The organism is Thermodesulfobacterium hydrogeniphilum (assembly GCF_000746255.1).
GTDB lineage: Bacteria > Desulfobacterota > Thermodesulfobacteria > Thermodesulfobacteriales > Thermodesulfobacteriaceae > Thermodesulfobacterium > Thermodesulfobacterium hydrogeniphilum.
Map to the genome: position 1 here is coordinate 112,576 of NZ_JQKW01000010.1, position 14,674 is coordinate 127,249.

At 28.8% G+C, this 14,674-nt stretch carries 16 protein-coding genes; 5 read left to right on the top strand and 11 right to left on the bottom strand.

Annotation, left to right across the window (positions count from 1 at the left end; translation table 11 throughout):
* Nucleotides 1-2: 2 nt before the first annotated feature.
* Nucleotides 3-383, top strand: a complete 381-nt coding sequence (gene rsfS, locus CC87_RS06205; protein WP_038057261.1) for a ribosome silencing factor — start codon at nucleotides 3-5, stop codon at nucleotides 381-383.
* Here the strand turns inward: rsfS and hflX are convergent.
* Nucleotides 283-2,061: a GTPase HflX gene (hflX, locus tag CC87_RS06210; protein WP_038057262.1), complete on the bottom strand. Its 1,779-nt coding sequence runs from the start codon at nucleotides 2,059-2,061 to the stop codon at nucleotides 283-285. The genes rsfS and hflX overlap by 101 nt on opposite strands.
* A 33-nt stretch (nucleotides 2,062-2,094) precedes the next feature.
* Nucleotides 2,095-2,652, bottom strand: a complete 558-nt coding sequence (locus CC87_RS06215) for an RNA methyltransferase (protein ID WP_038057312.1) — start codon at nucleotides 2,650-2,652, stop codon at nucleotides 2,095-2,097.
* 81 nt (nucleotides 2,653-2,733) lie between these two features.
* Between CC87_RS06215 and sfsA the strand changes: the two genes are divergently transcribed.
* The 4 genes from sfsA (at nucleotide 2,734) to CC87_RS06235 (ending at nucleotide 6,393) form a co-directional block, all read left to right on the top strand.
* On the top strand, nucleotides 2,734-3,882 hold the full coding sequence (gene sfsA / locus CC87_RS06220; RefSeq protein ID WP_038057264.1) for a DNA/RNA nuclease SfsA: 1,149 nt from the start codon (nucleotides 2,734-2,736) through the stop codon (nucleotides 3,880-3,882).
* Nucleotides 3,864-4,553, top strand: a complete 690-nt coding sequence (locus CC87_RS06225; protein WP_038057266.1) for a phosphorylase family protein — start codon at nucleotides 3,864-3,866, stop codon at nucleotides 4,551-4,553. Before sfsA ends, CC87_RS06225 begins: the two co-directional genes overlap by 19 nt.
* Nucleotides 4,543-5,445, top strand: a complete 903-nt coding sequence (locus tag CC87_RS06230) for a J domain-containing protein (RefSeq protein WP_038057268.1) — start codon at nucleotides 4,543-4,545, stop codon at nucleotides 5,443-5,445. Before CC87_RS06225 ends, CC87_RS06230 begins: the two co-directional genes overlap by 11 nt.
* Before the next feature lie 147 nt (nucleotides 5,446-5,592).
* Nucleotides 5,593-6,393, top strand: a complete 801-nt coding sequence (locus CC87_RS06235; protein ID WP_038057270.1) for a universal stress protein — start codon at nucleotides 5,593-5,595, stop codon at nucleotides 6,391-6,393.
* Here CC87_RS06235 and CC87_RS06240 read toward each other — a convergent pair whose 3' ends face one another.
* The 9 genes from CC87_RS06240 to CC87_RS06275 all read right to left on the bottom strand — a co-directional run.
* Nucleotides 6,394-7,566, bottom strand: a complete 1,173-nt coding sequence (locus tag CC87_RS06240) for a class I SAM-dependent rRNA methyltransferase (protein ID WP_038057272.1) — start codon at nucleotides 7,564-7,566, stop codon at nucleotides 6,394-6,396.
* The gene (locus CC87_RS06245; protein WP_038057274.1) at nucleotides 7,538-8,416 is read right to left on the bottom strand and encodes a 4Fe-4S binding protein; all 879 of its coding nucleotides are present in this window, start codon (nucleotides 8,414-8,416) and stop codon (nucleotides 7,538-7,540) included. Before CC87_RS06245 ends, CC87_RS06240 begins: the two co-directional genes overlap by 29 nt.
* Nucleotides 8,409-8,543 (bottom strand): hypothetical protein, encoded by a 135-nt coding sequence (locus CC87_RS09330; RefSeq protein WP_281170018.1) that lies wholly within the window; start codon nucleotides 8,541-8,543, stop codon nucleotides 8,409-8,411. Before CC87_RS09330 ends, CC87_RS06245 begins: the two co-directional genes overlap by 8 nt.
* Nucleotides 8,540-9,895, bottom strand: coding sequence for a phosphoglucosamine mutase (gene glmM / locus CC87_RS06250; protein WP_038057276.1), 1,356 nt, complete (start codon nucleotides 9,893-9,895; stop codon nucleotides 8,540-8,542). The genes CC87_RS09330 and glmM overlap by 4 nt, the downstream gene beginning before the upstream one ends.
* 2 nt (nucleotides 9,896-9,897) lie before the next feature.
* Entirely contained in the window at nucleotides 9,898-10,530 is a 633-nt protein-coding gene (locus CC87_RS06255) for a YbbR-like domain-containing protein (protein ID WP_038057278.1), read from the bottom strand.
* The gene (gene cdaA / locus CC87_RS06260; RefSeq protein ID WP_051920662.1) at nucleotides 10,508-11,329 is read right to left on the bottom strand and encodes a diadenylate cyclase CdaA; all 822 of its coding nucleotides are present in this window, start codon (nucleotides 11,327-11,329) and stop codon (nucleotides 10,508-10,510) included. Before cdaA ends, CC87_RS06255 begins: the two co-directional genes overlap by 23 nt.
* Before the next feature lie 14 nt (nucleotides 11,330-11,343).
* Nucleotides 11,344-12,183 (bottom strand): dihydropteroate synthase, encoded by an 840-nt coding sequence (gene folP, locus CC87_RS06265; protein WP_038057280.1) that lies wholly within the window; start codon nucleotides 12,181-12,183, stop codon nucleotides 11,344-11,346.
* Between the two features lie 7 nt (nucleotides 12,184-12,190).
* Nucleotides 12,191-13,981: an ATP-dependent zinc metalloprotease FtsH gene (ftsH, locus tag CC87_RS06270; RefSeq protein ID WP_038057282.1), complete on the bottom strand. Its 1,791-nt coding sequence runs from the start codon at nucleotides 13,979-13,981 to the stop codon at nucleotides 12,191-12,193.
* Nucleotides 13,982-14,099: 118 nt separating this feature from the next.
* Nucleotides 14,100-14,674 (bottom strand): FapA family protein (locus CC87_RS06275; protein WP_169740273.1); only part of this gene is annotated, 575 nt, incomplete at its 5' end.

The window sequence follows — 14,674 nt, forward strand, 5'->3', positions numbered from 1 at the left end:
TTATGGAAAGTAAAGTCCTGGCAGAGGAAATCTTAAAGCTTTTAGAATCCAAAAAAGCAGAAGATATAGTTTTAATAGATATAAGAGATAAAGTTGATTATGCAGATTATTTAATCATTTGTAGTGCCCATTCTACAAAACATACCCAAGGTCTTACAGATTTTGTAATTTTTGAATTAGAAAAATTTGGTATAAAGCCTTTAAACATAGAAGGATTTGAATTAGGGCAATGGATTGTAATTGATTTTGATTCAGTTATAGTTCATATCTTTTATGAGCCTATTAGAAAAGTTTATGCTCTTGAAGAATTATGGATGGATTATCCTCCTTCAAAAAAGAATTTTCAAAATGAGGCTCAAAAGATTCTTCAAGAGCAAAAATAGTTAATTTATTTTCTATAGTTTCAATGAGTAAGTCCAGGTTTTTTCCTGTTTTAGCAGAAATAGGAATGGCTTTATATTTAAAGCATAAATTTTTCAGGAAGTTAGGGGAAAATTCCCCATTTTTTTCTAATAGGTCTATCTTATTAAAAACCACCAATCTGGGGTAATTCAAAAGATCCATTTCTTCTAAAAGATTTTCTACTGTTTCTATATGATTTTCAAAATCAGGATGAGATATATCTACTATATGTAAAAGCAAATCTGCAGAATAAAGTTCTTCCAAAGTAGCTTTAAAAGCTTTTTTAAGGTCTTCAGGCAAATCTCTTATAAAACCCACTGTATCGGTCATTAAGAAAACTCCACCAGATTTTGTTCTAACAGCTTTTGTAACAGGATCAAGGGTTGCAAAAAGTTTATCCTCTGCTAAATATTCACTTTTGGAAAGGGTATTAAGGAGAGTTGTTTTCCCAGCGTTAGTATATCCAATAATAGCTACAACTTTAAAATTAAGTTTTTTTCGTCTTTTTCTTCTTAATTCTCTTTCTTGAGAAATTTTTTTCAATTCCTTTTCAAGCTTAGCAATACGATCTTTTATTCTTCTTCTATCTATTTCAAGTTTAGTTTCTCCAGGACCTCTTCCGCCTATACCACCTGTTAAACGAGAGAAGGCATCATCTTTAGCTCTTAAACGGGGTAAAGTATATTTTAATTGAGCTATTTCAACCTGTATTTTACCTTCCTTAGAACGAGCTCTCTGAGCAAAAATATCAAGTATTAATTGAGTGCGGTCTATAACTCTTAAATCTGTAGCTTCATTTAAGGCTCTAACCTGGGAAGGGGTAAGTTCTCTATCAAAAATCAATAAATTTGCTCTCTTACGAAGAGCTAAAATCATGACTTCCAGAAGTTTTCCTTTTCCTATGACATAACGGGGATCAGGAGAATTTCTTTTTTGGATAATCTCTCCTACTACAGTAACTCCTGCAGTTCTGGCGAGTTCTTTAAGTTCAGCTATTCTTTCTTCTAAATAAAAATCTTTTGGCTCTTTTAGAAATATAAGAATAGCTCTGTCTTTATTTTCATCTATTTCTTTTAAAGGTCTGACCCGATCTAATTCATCTTCTAAGTTTTTAATTAGTTCTAAGAAGTTTTCTTTTAATTCCCAGACATAGCAAGGTTTTAAGAAATAAAAATAATTATTTTCTTGATCAGAAAACTTTTTGGAAAAAAAATCTGGATCAGGTAAAATATGAGCTATATGAATTTTTCCAGGCTCTCCTGTATTTTTTGCTTCTAAAGCACCTATTAAATCAAGTCTTAATAAACCTAAATCCAGAAGATCATCTTGATCAAGACCAGATTCAGTATGTTTATGAGAGAGAATATGTGTATGAATGAATCTTAAGCCTTTGAGTCTGGCAATATGATCGCGATATCCTTTCAGTTCAGGGATTACTATTCTATTAAAAGTTCCCACTATTACATAATCTATTTCACCTTTGCGATTTATAAGAATACCTATTTGACGATTTAAATCCGCTGAAATTTGTGCTAATTCCTTAGCAAGTTCATGAGTTATAATAGAAGCTGGAGGAACTCTACGTCTGTAAAGACGCTCTAATCTTTTTAGCTCACTTGGTTTTAATCCTATAGTATTTCCATAAACTGTGTAACTCATTTACCTCCTTAAAGATAGTTTAAATTTTTTAGTTTAAATATAAGATTTTATTTTATTATTGCAAGTATCATTTTTAATTTTTTCCAATAGAAGAAAAAGAGCAACTCCAAAAGCAACTGCTACATTTAAAGATTCTTTTTCTCCATAAAGAGGAATTTCTACAATAAAATCAGCATTTAATAAAATTTTATCATCTATACCTGTTACTTCATTTCCAATAATTAGAGCTAAAGGAAAATCTTCAGCATTTATATTTTGAATAGGAATGCTATTCTTAGTTATTTCCAAAGCTACAATTTTAAAGCCCTCTTTTTTAAGAGTTTTTATTGCTTCAAGAGTATCAGAAAAATAAATCCATGGTATAAGTTCAGTAGTTCCAAGAGCAGTTTTTTCTATTTTAGGATGAGGAGGATAAGCAGTTATTCCGCATAAAATTAGTTTTGAAATATAAGCACATTCAGCAGTGCGAAACATAGACCCTACATTATAGGCACTTCTTATATTATCAAGGACCGCTACAATAGGAAAACGCTGAGGTGGACGGTTTTTTCTCCATTTTTTAAGAATTTCCTCGCCTTCTAATTTAGACATAATGCTATATTTTATTATAAGACTATAAAACTTCAACTTTACCCTTCCGAAAGTAGCAAAAGTTGATTAAAATAAAAAGTTATGTTGGATTATCCTTTTAATTTCCCTAAAATAAAAGCAATTTTTTTAGAACGATTAAATAGATTTGTAATAAAAGCCAAGATAAAAGATAAAGAAGTTTTAGCCTATTTACCTAATCCAGGAAGACTCTGGGAGTTATTATTAAAAGACACAGAACTTCTTTTAGTAAAAAATAAAAAACCTGTTAAGCTTTCTTATACAGTTTTAGCCTGTAAAAAGGCTGATACCTATGTTTTGCTTCATACCCATCTTACTAATAAAATAATAAAAAATCTTATAATGGAAAAAAAATTAAATATTTTTAAAGATTATAGAATTATAAAAGAAGAACCTAAATATGGCCATAGCAGATTCGATCTTCTTTTAGAAAATGAAAAAACACATGAAAAGAAGTACTTAGAAATAAAAAGTTGCACCCTTTTTGGAAAGGAAATTGCCATGTTTCCTGATGCAGAAACCAAAAGAGGAACTAAGCACCTTTTAGAATTAAAAGAACTTTCTTTGAATAAAGAGAGAACAGGAATTTTGTTTGTAATTATGAATCCAAATGTAAGGTTTTTCTTACCAGCTTATCATATAGATATAGAATTTGCTCAAACTTTTTTAAAAGTAAGAGATTTAATAGACATAAAAGCTATTTCTTTAAAATGGGACAAAACTTTTAGCTATGTAACAGAAATAAAAGAGGTTAAAATTCCCTTTGATATTTTAGAAAAAGAAGCCTTGAATAAAGGGGCATATTTATTGATTTTGAAGTTGAAAAAATTTGAAAAAATAAATTTGTCTAATAAAAATTGGGAACTTAAACCTGGGTTTTACATATATGTAGGTTCTGCCAAAAGAAATCTAAAACAAAGGATAAATAGACATTTGAGAAAAAAGAAAAATAAAAAATGGCATATAGATTATTTAATAGAAAAGACTGACTGGATAAAAGTTATTCCGATAAGGACTTCAGAAGATTTAGAATGCAGGTTAGCAGAAGATTTGAGTCTATTGGCTGAGGATAAAGTTTTAGATTTTGGTTGCTCTGATTGTAAGTGCCCGAGTCATTTGTTTTATTTTTCTGAAAATCCTGTTAATAATTCAAAATTTCAGAATTTTTTAATTTATTATAGGATAAATAGATTATGTTCTTACCTAAATTAGACTTGAAAACTGGTAGCAGAGCTATTATTTTTTTTACAATGCCTGAGTGGAATTTTGCTAAAACCTTTTTAAACTTTAAAAATTCTTATACTTTTCTAAATATAAATCTAAAATATGATGAAAAGTCTTTAATAGCAGGACCTATAATAGGAGCTCCACTTTTAAGTATATTTTTAGAAATTTTAAAAAATTTAGGTATAAAAGAAATCATTGCTATGGGGTGGGCAGGGAAATTCAAAAGTTCTTCTCTTAAAATAGGGGATCTTTTTTTGCCAATTAAAGCCTATTCTTTAGAAGGAACAAGTAAATTTTATTTTACTAATAAAAAAGTTTTTCTTCCTGATAAAGAGATTACAGAAAAATTAAAAAAAGAGCTTAAAAATATAGAATTGTGTTTTAAGAAAGGATCTATAATTTCGGTTGATGCGCCTGTAAGATTTGAAAAAAATAGAGATTTAATACAAAAATGGGATCAAAAAGTTGAAGCTATGGATATGGAAACTTCAGCTTTATTTTCTATAGGTTCGTCTTTACAAATAAAGATATGTGTTCTACATTTTATTATTGATGAAATAGGAAAATTTTTAAATCTAAGATCTGAAAAAATGATAAAAGAGAAAAGAGAAAAACTTTTAAAAATTTGGAGAAGATTTTTAAATTATGAATTCTAATATAAAAAAAAGAAAAACAAATCCTTTTGAAATTTTGGGTTTATCTCCCAAGATTGTTAAGGAACTGGATGAGGAATCTTTATATAAATTAGTAAGAGCTATTTATAGGGTTCTTCAAATGATTTATCATCCAGATAGGGGAGGGGATCCTAATAAAGCTTTAGAAATAAATCTTGCTTTTGAATTGTTAAATTTAGAAAAGAACCCAGAATCTTTTAAAGAATATAGAAAAAAATATATAGAACGACTTTCAAGAAAAACTCTACAGACAAAAATAGAGAACTTAGAAATCCAGAATAGAAAATTAAATTTTTATAATCAACTTCTTAAAGAAAAATTTTGGCAGTTTTTAAAAAATGATTTTGAGGCTTTAAAAGACCTTTTTAAACAAAATAAAGGCTTTAGACTAAAAATATTTGATGTAGTCTCTTATTTTAATTTTTCTCATTTAAGAAGAATAAAAAAACAAATGTTTTTTAAAGATTTGATATTATATGAAGATTTTGTCTTAATAAGAGGTAGTTATGAAAAGTTTTTTAAAAAAATTCTCAATTATAAATATATAGGAACTATAAAAAGAGAGTATATAGAACCTTGGGTTCTTTTAGAAAGAAGTTTAAGGGAAGAGGCTCCATATTTAAAGAATTTTATTAAAGAAAATATTTTTATAAAAGAATGTTTAATTTTTTTAAATTTTAATATAGAACCTAATTCTTACATTTTCTTTTATGATTTTAAAAATACCCAGAAAATTGTTTTAGAAGGGGTGGTTATAAAATTGGAAGAAATACCTTATCCAGAAATACTTGAAATTCTTAAAAAGGAAACTGTCAAATCTAAGGATAAAAAAGATACTGATAATATTTTAAATCAAGAATTATTAGAAATTTAAATTTAAAAATTTTTTAAAATAATTTATTTTTAGCAAGATTTATTTTGGAATAAATTTGAATTTTTTCAAAAATTTTGTTAAAACTTTGAAATTTCAAAAAAAATTCTTATATTTTTTATGAAATAAAATCATAGGAGGAGGTAAGAAATGGTTAAATTTAAACTTGAAAGGATTTTAATTGCTACAGATGGAACACCAGCTTCTCAGACAGCTATAAAAGCTGGTATTTATCTTGCTAAGAATTTCGGTAGCAAAATTTATGGAATTTGTGTAGGAGAGCTCCCTCTTCCAGGATTACCTGTAATAGAGGCAATGGAAAAAAGAGCCAAAGAGATAGTAGATCAATTAAAATCTGAGGTAGAAAAGGAAGGTATAGACTGTGAAGTGATTCCAGAGCTGGCTGATGAAGTTGCAGATTGCATAATAGAAGAAGCTAAAAAGAGAAATGTAGATCTTGTTATTGTAGGTAAAAAGAAAAAAAGACCAATTTTAACAAGTGTTGCTATACCAGTAACTGCACATTGTCCTTTGGATGTATTGGTTGTTCCAGAGGGTATTAAACCAGATTTTAGTAAAATTTTAATTGCAGTAGATGGAACTGTTTATAGTGAATTAGCTGCTAAAAAAGGATTTGAAATGGTTAAAAAGCTTGGAAGTGAGGTATTAGTAATCTCTGTAGCTGAAAACGATGAAGATGTTCCCTATGCTGAAGAAGCTGTAAATTTAACTCAATATGTAGCAGAAAAAGAAGGAGTTTCAATTAAACCAGTAATTGAAAAAGGTAAACCTACAGAAAAAATAATAGAAACTGCTAAAAATAATTCTATAGGTTTAATCATAATGGGATCTCATGGGAAATCAAGTGAAGATTATGCTATAGGGGATATAATTAGAAAGGTTTTAGAAGTCACCACAATTCCTGTAATGGTAGTAAAAAGACCAAAATAATTAGCTGATATATAAACCTAATCCTTTTAAATAAGAAGTTTCCTCAACAAAAGGATTTATTGGGTGGTCAGGAGCCTGACCACCTTGGTAAATTACTTTTCCCTTTTTATTTAGTTTACTTAAATTTATTTTTATTAAGCTCCATAACATTTCCATTTTTAAAAAATAAGAACAAGAAAAAGCAAAGAAAAATCCTTTTTCTATAGCTTTTAATCCTAAAAAATAAAGAAATTTATATTTCTTTTCTCCTTCAGAAAAATTTTTTTGAGATTTTATAAAAGCTGGAGGATCTAAAATAATTAGATCACTTTTAGGAGGATTCTTCAGTATTTGAAAGGCATCACCATGCAAAGTTATTATTTTATCTTTGCAATTATTTATTTTTGCTATTTCTTCTGCTATATCTAAAGCCAAAGAAGATCTGTCTATTAAAAAAACCTTTTTAGCTCCTCCTTTTAGAGCATAAAAAGAAAATCCTCCTATATAAGAAAACACATCTATTAAAGTTTGTTTTTCTGCTATTTTTACAATAAATCTTCTATTTTCTCTCTGATCCAAGAAAAAACCAGTTTTTTGCCCTTGCTTAATAGGGATTAAAAATTTAATTCCATCTATATTAACTAAAATCGGATCTTCTATTTTTCCATAAACAATTTTCACATATAAATCAAGCCTTTCTTCTTTTCTTTTTGCTGAATCATTTTTTAATATAATAGCTTCGGGGTTAAAAAGTTCTATCAAAGCTGATATTATGTAACTTTTTAATTTTTCCATTCCAAGGGTTTGAATCTGGACAATTATTACTTTTTCATAAATATCTATAATTAAGCCAGGAAGAAAATCACCTTCGGAAAAGATAAGTCTAAAACATTTTTCATAAGGATAAAAAATTTTACGCAATCTCAAAGCTTTATTAAAAGAATTTAAGAAAAAATCTTTATTGATAGGTTCTTCATGTTTAGTAAGGATTTTTAAAGAGAAATAACTTTCAGGATTAAAATATCCAATTCCTAAAAAATAATTTTCTTTAGTAACAATTTTTACTAAACTACCTGGTTCTAAATTTTTAGAAATTTTGCGAAAATCTATAATATCCTTGGATGTGAACCAGAGATGTTGATTTAAATAGTTTTTAAATCCTTTATCATTTAATTTTATTACAGGATAATTCATTGATTTTACCTATATTTAAATTAATAGCTTGGGTAGGGCATATTTGCATACAATTTAGACATCTAAAGCAATCTACAGAATTGAGTTGATCCGGAATGGATAAATTGGAAGGGCAAATATTTTCACAAATTTTACAAGAGGTGCATCTATCAGGATTAAAAGAAAGTTTTAAAAAACAAAAGCGATTAAAAAAACCATAAATTAATCCTAAAGGACATAAATTTTTACAAAAAAATCTCAAATCAATAATACATAATAAAAAAATAGAAACTAAAATCAGACTTTTTAAATAAAAGATAGTGCCTACCAATGTTCTGAGGTTCTTGTGCAAAAGAAGATTTAAATATCCACCTTCAAGGGTTCCTGCAGGACATAAATATTTACAAAATCCTAAGATCCCATATCCCAGATCAGTTATTACAAACAGAGGGATTATAAAAATAAATATAATTAAAATTATATATTTAAAATACCGTTGTATTTGAAAAGGCAAAATGATATTTTTTTTAAAAAAAGGGATTTTATAAATCAAGTCTTGCAAAAAACCAAAAGGACACAACCATCCACATATAAATCTTCCTAAGGCAAATCCAAAAAGAAAAAAAAATCCGGTAATATAAAATAAAGCTCCTAAAAATACCTGCAAAGATAAGACTCTAATAGAGATTAAAAAATTTTGCAAAATCCCTAAGGGACAACCGAAAAAACTGGCAGGGCAGGAATGGCAATTTAATCCAGGAGCACAAAATTTTTTTAAAAATCCAGTATAAATGTTATAAGTAAAAATAGAATTTATATACCCATTGTGTAAAATGGTGGAAAGAATCTGGATAAATCTTCTTTTATTCATCTCCTAAACCCATACAGGACAAACAAATAGTAGAAGCTCTGGAATGAACAAAATCATATCCATGAAATTTAATCCCTATGGTAAATAAAAAAAATAAAAGAATTAAAAAAATTAAAAGTTTTTTCATTGTAGTTTAGATTTAATAAAATCTGCTAAATCCTGAGCTATCTCTTCTATTAAATCAGCAGATTCTCCCTCTACCATTACCCTGTATTTAGGTTCAGTTCCTGATGGTCTAACAATAACTCTTCCTTTTTTATTTAATCTTTTTTTTGCTTTTTCAATTTTTTCTTTCAGACCCTCTACTTTTTCTACAGGTAATTTTTCTTTTACTTTAACATTTTTAATTACTTGAGGATACTTATCAAATAAGTTTGTTAATTCTGAAAGAGGTTTTTCTTTCTCTTTCATCAAAGCTATTAGTCTAATAGCTGTTAACAATCCATCTCCTGTAGTGGCTTTATCTAAGAAGATGATATGTCCTGAAGTTTCTCCACCCAAGATACTACCTTTTTCTTTCATTTCCATAACTACATATCTATCACCTACAGGTGTTCTTATAAAATCAATACCTTTGCTTTTTAAATATTTCTCCAGTCCTAAATTACTCATAATAGTTCCTACCACAGTATTTTTCCATAGCATATTTTTTTCTTTAAACTCAATAGCAAACAAGGCAAGCAAATCATCTCCATCAATTAAATTTCCTTTTTCATCTATTATTACAATCCTATCTGCATCCCCATCCAGAGCTATACCAAGATGGGCTTTACTTTCCAAAACTTTTTGTCTCAATTTTTCAGGATATAAAGCTCCGCAATTTTCATTAATATTTATACCATCAGGATTGCACCCTATTGTAATCACTTTTGCTCCCAGTTCCTCTAAGGTTTGAGGGCCTACTTGATAGGCTGCACCATTAGCACAATCTATAACAACTTTTATGTCTTCAAAATCAAGATAAGGAGGAACTACAGATTTTAAATGAACTGCATATCTTCCTATAGCGTCTTTTATTCTGAAAGCTCTGCCTAAGTCATTTTTAAATTTTCTGATATTTCTAAAATTTTCGTCAAAAATGAGATCTTCAATTTTTTTTTCCAATTCATCTGACAATTTATATCCATTTTTATCAAAAATTTTTATTCCATTATCATAATAAAGATTATGAGAAGCAGAGATCATAATTCCAGCATCAGCTCTCATATCCTTAGTTAAAAAGGCTATAGCAGGAGTAGGTAAGGGACCAATGAGCCAAGTTGAAATTCCCATAGAACAAAGCCCTGAGACTAAAGCAGATTCAAAAATATATCCTGAAAGTCTGGTATCTTTACCTATTATTACTTTACTAAGATGGCTATTGGAATTTTTAAAAAGATAACCTATAGCTCTACCAACCTGTAAAACTATTTCAGGAAGCATGGGAAAAGTATTGGCTTCGCCTCTTATACCATCTGTTCCAAAAAGTTTTTTTCCCATATTTATTTCTCCTTTTCTTTGTAGATTACTTTTACCTTTTCAGGATTAATAGAAATAGTTCCTAAAGGAGGTACAATTTCCACTTCCATTTTTTTTATCAATTTTAACTTCAAAAAATTAATAGGCTTGGTATAAATTGCCTTAGTATGAGAAAGAATATCAATGGGAGCTTTAATAATAGCATAAGATGGGATAATATTTATCTTAAACTTAGTTGAATTTAAAAGTTCAGAATCTTCAAAAGAAACCTTTATCGGAACTTTTTTAGTAGATATTTTTTTAACAACTATGGTTATAAAATTAGGATTTACTTCTTTTATTTTTACATTTTGAGGTAAATTAATTTTTTCAATAGGAACTCTTATTTGGTAAATGCCAGGAGCATATTTTGAAACATCTATTTCTATTTTTAAATTTTTTTTAGATAAATTGATCAGAATTCTTCTTATAGCTACGACCCTTAATATTACAGAAGAAGGGCTAATTTCTATCAGATATTTGGAATTTATAGGTTTATAAGTTATAGGAATTTCTATGTTTTTTTCAATGGGTTTTCCCCATACTACAAAATACCACAAGGTGGTAGCAATTAAAAAAGCCACAACTTTTAACTTATGTTCCCTTTTGAATTTCATGGCTTAATCTTGTCCACCAAGGAGCTTTGGATTTAAAACCCAATAACTGAGAAAGCATTTTTCTTAAAGTTGCAGGGGTTATATCTCTGGTTATTTTTCCACTTACTGCTAAAGAAATATAACCGGTCTCTTCTGAAACTACAATAGCCACGGCATCAGTAATTTCTGTAATTCCTATAGCAGCTCTATGTCTGGTTCCTAAATCCTTAGCAATATCAGGGTTAGTAGATAAAGGTAAAATAACTCCAGCTGCTAAAACTTTTCCTTTACTGATAACTACCGCACCATCATGTAAAGGACTTTTTGGATAAAATATACTTATTAAAAGTTCCTTGGTTATTTTAGAATCTAAAATAGTTGCCCCCTCTAAAAAATCTTTTAGACTTATCTCTCTTTCAAATACAATAAGAGCGCCTATCTTCTTTTCAGCTAAATTAGTAACAGCTTTTACTACTTCCTCTATACTATAAGAATACTCAGTTTGAATTTTAGTAAAAGGTGGTTTACCAATTTGAGCTAAAGCTTTTTTAATATCGTCCTGAAATAAAATGATAATTAATATAAAAATAGAAGACATAAAAGTATTTAAGAGCCAGTTTAAAGTAAGAAGCTGTAAAACATCTGAGATAAAGTATAGTAAAACAATTACAATTAAACCTGCTGCTATTTGTAAAGCTCTTCCTCCTTGAAGTAACAAAAGAATTCTGTAAATGATATAAGTCACTATAAGAATATCTATTATATCTCTAAGAGTAATAGAGTAAAAAATTTCTAAAATTTTTAAAAAATATATTTTCAAATCAAAACTCCTGATCAGTTTATTAGAATTTTAAAAACTTTAATAGCGTCTTTATTAAAGTCAACTTTATGAACTCTTAGAAAATGAACTTTTTTAAGATAAGTAAAAATAGAAACTCCTATAGTTCCTCCTTCTCTTTGTTGAGGAGGTTTGTTTATTATTTTTCCTATAAAGCTTTTCCGAGAATGGCCAATAAGTACAGGACGATTTAATTCATAAAAACTTTCTAAATTTTTTAGAATTTCTATATTGTGTTCAAAAGTCTTTCCAAATCCTATGCCTGGGTCAATAATAATTTTCTCAAAAGATATACCTTGTTCTACTAAAAATTCTATTCTATTTTTAAAAAATTTTTTAATATCTTCAATTACATTATCATAAACAGGATTAATTTGCATGGTCTTGGGAGTTCCTTGCATATGCATAATTATTACAGGACAATTATAATCCTTTATTACATTCAGCATATTTTTATCAAACCTAAGAGCACTAATATCATTAACTATATCTGCTCCAACTTTTAAAGCTTCTGCAGCTACTTTACTTTTATAAGTATCTACAGAGATTATAGCAGAAGGAAATTCTTCTTTTATAGCTTTAATTACAGGTATTACTCTTTGGAGTTCCTCTTCTTCAGAAACAGAGTTAGAAAAAGGTCTGGTAGATTCTCCACCAACATCTATAATATCAGCTCCCTCTTCCAATAATTCCTTTGCCCTAAGAATAGCGTTTTTTAGATTAAAATATCTTCCTCCATCTGAAAAGGAATCAGGAGTAACATTTAAAATCCCTACGAAATAAGGAATTTCTTTCCAATCAAATACTTTAGATCCTATACTTAAAGGAGATAGCATTCTAAATTTAATATCCTTCTAAAATTACCTTAAATCTATCAGCATCAATAGTCTCTTCTTCTAAAAGAGCTTCAGCTACTTGATGAAGTTTATGTAAATATTGATTTATAATATTTTTTGCTTTTTCATAACAATTTTGTACAATTGTTTTAGTTTCTTCATCTATTATACGGGCTGTTTCTTCTGAATAATCTCTTAGTTGAAACAATTCTTTTCCTAAGAAAATGTGTTCATCACCTTTACCATAAGCAAGAGGCCCTAATTTTTTACTCATACCCCAATCACAAACCATTTTTCTGGCAATTTGAGTAGCTTTTTTAAGATCATCCTGAGCACCAGTACTTAATTTATTAAAAATAATCTCTTCACTTACTCTTCCTCCTAAAAGAACTGTTATCTTTTTTAATAAATAATCTTCTGTATAAATATGTCTATCATCTAAAGGTAATTGTTGAGTTACTCCTAAAGCTTGTCCCCTTGGTATTATACTGATTTTATGAACTGGGTCAGGGTCAGGAAGATAATAAGCTACCAGAGCATGCCCTGCTTCGTGATAAGCTATTATCTTTTTCTCTTCATCATTAAGAACCATTCCCTTTCTTTCTTTTCCCATAAGTATTTTATCCTTAGCTTCTTCTATATCCTCCAATTCTATCTTTTCTTTTCCCTTTTTAGCAGCAATTAAAGCAGCTTCATTTAACATATTTTCAAGATTAGCACCTGTAAATCCTGGTGTCCCTTTAGCTATAGTTCTAAAATCTATAGATTCGTCAATCTTAAATTTTTTAGCATAAAGTTTTAAAATAGCTTCTCTACCTTTTACATCAGGAGGTGGAACAACCACCTGTCTATCAAATCTACCAGGGCGTAAAAGAGCAGGATCTAAAATATCTGGTCTATTTGTAGCTGCTATTACTACAATCCCTTCTGCAGTATCAAATCCGTCCATTTCTACAAGTAGTTGATTAAGAGTTTGCTCTCTTTCATCATGGCCTCCTCCAAGACCAGCTCCTCTTTGTCTTCCTACAGCATCTATTTCATCTATAAAAATAATACAAGGAGCATGAGATTTAGCTTGGGCAAATAGATCTCTTACGCGTGCAGCTCCAACTCCTACAAACATTTCTACAAAATCAGATCCACTTATGCTAAAAAAAGGAACTCCTGCTTCTCCTGCAATAGCCTTTGCAAGTAAAGTTTTTCCTGTTCCTGGAGGACCTACTAATAAAATTCCTTTAGGAATACGAGCCCCTAATTTGGTAAATTTAGAGGGATTTTTGAGAAATTCTACCACCTCTTGAAGTTCTTCCTTAGCTTCCTCTATACCTGCTACATCTTTAAAAGTTACTTTACTTTCTCCTTCTTTTATTAAACGTGCTCTGCTTTTAATAAAAGTAAAAGGTTTATTACCTGGTTGCATTTGTCTTAAAAAACCTATCCATAGAACTATCAAAACTATAAAAGGTAACCATGAAATTAAAAAAGTTGTTATCCAATTGTTCTGATTTTCAGGTTTAGCCAGAATTTCCACATTTTTTTGCTTTAATAAAGGAATGAGTTGATTATCTCCAGGATTATAGGTTATAATTCTTTTCCCAGAGTTAAGCTGAGCAGTGATTTTGTTTCCTTCAATAGTTACCTCTTTTATTTTTCCTTGATTAAGTTTTTCTAAAAATTCAGTATAACTTATATTATTAGTAGTATAAAAAGTGGTTTGATTATAAAAAAGATTATAACCCAAGATTACTAAAAGCCCTATAATTAACCATATAAACAAACTTTTCCCGACCTTTTGCATAAGAAAATTTAAACCTCCTTTATTATTTATCAATTTTTTAATTTATAACAACTTTTTTTAAATTCAATAATCTTAACAGAACCTATTTACAATTATAGAACCAATACCAATTTGGATATCATTTTCCTTTCTTTATTTGAATTAAGGAAGCTTCCAAATAAAAAACCAAAGGACCTCTTTTTTCTTCTGAAACAGTATAAGTTTTATCTGTAATACCTACTATAACTCCTGGATAAACTACCTCTAAAACCTTAATTATCTTGTTTTTAAAAACAGTTATCTGCTTTTTTAAATCTGTTATAGCAACACGAATTTTATCCAATTCATCCAAGTGCTTTTGAAACTGATCTTTAATTTTTTCTAAAATACCCTCTTTTTCTTTGGTTAATCTACCTTCTTTTTTCAATTTCTCTCCTAATTCCAAACCCACTTTCAATTTCTTAAGAGATTCTCTAAACAAAACCTCTTTTTGAATACAGTTTAAATAAGACTCTATAATATCAGCTTTATAACCCGCAAGGATTTGAGTAGGGGTTTGGGATTCATTTCCCAAGATTTTAGCTTCTATATTTCCACTGCATTTTATTGATCCGCCATAGATTATGCCTTTTCCTGAGGTTGCCAGGATATCTCCCATAACATAAGTATCCGAGAAAATGAGATAGCTATCAATGACGAGATTACCTTCTATTT

Bases quoted from the DNA above. Each gene is read 5' to 3' on its own strand.
- sfsA (WP_038057264.1), top strand. From the start codon at position 2,734: ATGTTGGATTATCCTTTTAATTTCCCTAAAATAAAAGCAATTTTTTTA.
- CC87_RS06235 (WP_038057270.1), top strand. From the start codon at position 5,593: ATGGTTAAATTTAAACTTGAAAGGATTTTAATTGCTACAGATGGAACA.
- ftsH (WP_038057282.1), bottom strand. From the start codon at position 13,981: ATGCAAAAGGTCGGGAAAAGTTTGTTTATATGGTTAATTATAGGGCTT.
- CC87_RS06215 (WP_038057312.1), bottom strand. From the start codon at position 2,652: ATGTCTAAATTAGAAGGCGAGGAAATTCTTAAAAAATGGAGAAAAAAC.
- CC87_RS06230 (WP_038057268.1), top strand. From the start codon at position 4,543: ATGAATTCTAATATAAAAAAAAGAAAAACAAATCCTTTTGAAATTTTG.
- CC87_RS06225 (WP_038057266.1), top strand. From the start codon at position 3,864: ATGTTCTTACCTAAATTAGACTTGAAAACTGGTAGCAGAGCTATTATT.
- CC87_RS06245 (WP_038057274.1), bottom strand. From the start codon at position 8,416: ATGAATAAAAGAAGATTTATCCAGATTCTTTCCACCATTTTACACAAT.
- CC87_RS06240 (WP_038057272.1), bottom strand. From the start codon at position 7,566: ATGAATTATCCTGTAATAAAATTAAATGATAAAGGATTTAAAAACTAT.
- hflX (WP_038057262.1), bottom strand. From the start codon at position 2,061: ATGAGTTACACAGTTTATGGAAATACTATAGGATTAAAACCAAGTGAG.
- glmM (WP_038057276.1), bottom strand. From the start codon at position 9,895: ATGGGAAAAAAACTTTTTGGAACAGATGGTATAAGAGGCGAAGCCAAT.
- CC87_RS06255 (WP_038057278.1), bottom strand. From the start codon at position 10,530: ATGAAATTCAAAAGGGAACATAAGTTAAAAGTTGTGGCTTTTTTAATT.
- CC87_RS09330 (WP_281170018.1), bottom strand. From the start codon at position 8,543: ATGAAAAAACTTTTAATTTTTTTAATTCTTTTATTTTTTTTATTTACC.
- folP (WP_038057280.1), bottom strand. From the start codon at position 12,183: ATGCTATCTCCTTTAAGTATAGGATCTAAAGTATTTGATTGGAAAGAA.
- rsfS (WP_038057261.1), top strand. From the start codon at position 3: ATGGAAAGTAAAGTCCTGGCAGAGGAAATCTTAAAGCTTTTAGAATCC.